Below are 1,898 nucleotides of genomic sequence, written 5' to 3'. Positions count from 1 at the left end.
CAAGGGTCATAGCCTTATTAATTTCTTGTTTTGCAGCCTACTATTTCTTAGGATACCGACAAGGGATGGACAAATCGTTAATTAAAAAACTAACAGAAGAATGTTTATTGCCATTAGCTTCCATAATACTTATTATCGGTGCAGGTGGCGGATTCAAACAAATTTTAATTGATAGTGGAGTAGGGACTGCAATTGCTTCCATGTCTGAAGTAATATCATTATCACCAATTGTCTTAGCGTTCTTGGTGGCGGGATTAATTCGGATTGCCACTGGATCTGCAACAGTCGCTTTGACAACTGCAGCCGGAATTGTTTCTCCAGTTGTTGCCAATATGACGGGTGTTAACTTAGAATTACTTGTTATTGCCACAGGGGCTGGATCACTTATGTTTTCTCATGTTAATGACGCAGGTTTCTGGTTAGTAAAAGAATATCTTGGATTAACCGTAAAAGAAACGTTCAAAACATGGACAGTAATGGAAACCATTCTTTCTTTTGTAGCATTTGGTCTGGTTTTAATATTAGATATATTTATTTAAAGCCTATTAAAACTTAACCTCCGTGAAACGTCTAGTACAAGGACATATCACGGAGGTTTTTTGATGAAAATTTCGGATCTTTTATTGCTACTTTGCGAATTCGATTCATCCATGTTATAAGCTAAGGGCATTATAAATAACTGAAAACGTTTCTCGACTGGAAGTCTTAGCATTAGAAGTGGAAGTTACCTTTAGTTCAATTATTGATTTAGTGGAAAGGTTCATACAGAGTTAGTTTGTTTTGCCCCCCGAAAGTATAAATCCTGACAGAGACTTCTATATTGAAAAATTGACAACTTACCGCTCACATATTCATGCTGAATATAATCTAATAATTCATTTGCATGGCTAGGTTTTTGAMGTTTTTCCTGAATATAATGGAGTATTAAAACTTCAATTGTCACACACTCACCTTACATTTCTTGATTAGTATTTTTTCATTAACAATATAACATGGGTAATTAAGGAATTATCATTTTTTGAATATTTTAACTATCGACATTTTTATACAAAAATATTCCCCATAAAATTATGGATTAAGAAGATATAGAGTWACTCTAAGTAGGGTAAGCAGTCTTTATTAAAAGATGATGATTTCGATTACTTTTTTCTTTTTGGAAGTGAAGTAGAGAAAGCAAACGGCTTATATTAACGAATTTTTTTTCCTTTACTTGGGCCATATTAACATCATCCAACAGCAGCCTGGCAAGCGGTTTAGATGCAATGTCGGTTCAAACTCTGAGATTGTACTTTGAAGAGAAGTGCAAAAATTTGATTTGCTTTTCTAAAGCGTACTATCAACCTAACAATGAAAGCTGCCAAGGTACAAGAGTATGAAAACTCAAAGTACTAGGGCAGCTTCATGAAATAACAGAATAGGGATATTGGCGCAATTGCACATATTCCTGCTCAAGATAATAATATCCTTGATATATCAGGGTTTAGAAAATCTATGAAAGAGGTCGGAGACTAGGAGCCTCCGACCTCTTTTTATACTTGAATTTTTTGTGCAGACAAGGGTGTTAAATGAAGTTCAGCTGCTTCCTTCTTGATTGAGAATATATAAGCACCTAAACCTAAAATAGCTGCAAAAATCAGCATCGCAATTGATGTACTGAAGTCCCCGCCTGATAAGTCACGAAGCCAACCCATGATATAGCTTGAAAAGCCACCCATAATATTTGTAAATCCTAGCAGACCAGCTGCCCGGCCTGCTGTTTCGGGTGTTGAGTATTTTACCATGAGCATATTACTTAGATGGAACACACCGCCTTGGCATCCCATTGCCAGTCCCATACAAATCCCCGCTATAATTGGATTTGGGATGAAAACTGCTACTGTCAAAAAGACAGCAGTCAT

2 protein-coding genes and 1 pseudogene are annotated in these 1,898 nt (G+C 36.1%); 1 reads left to right on the top strand and 2 read right to left on the bottom strand.

Annotated elements, in window-relative coordinates:
- On the top strand, positions 1 to 539 hold a 539-nt coding region (locus AC1DUW_RS27250; RefSeq protein ID WP_477643981.1), incomplete at its 5' end, for a GntT/GntP/DsdX family permease.
- 221 nt (positions 540 to 760) lie between these two features.
- Here AC1DUW_RS27250 and yppF read toward each other — a convergent pair.
- Both yppF and AC1DUW_RS27240 read right to left on the bottom strand, forming a co-directional pair.
- Complete coding sequence (gene yppF / locus AC1DUW_RS27245; protein WP_477643980.1) at positions 761 to 943, bottom strand: YppF family protein; 183 nt, start codon at positions 941 to 943, stop codon at positions 761 to 763.
- 586 nt (positions 944 to 1,529) lie between these two features.
- Positions 1,530 to 1,898: pseudogene (locus AC1DUW_RS27240) on the bottom strand (MFS transporter); the annotation flags it as partial.

This window comes from Peribacillus sp. P4_C12 (assembly GCF_056402095.1).
Note: the sequence above shows the minus strand (reverse complement) of the source record. Positions and strands in the feature narration are given on the sequence as shown.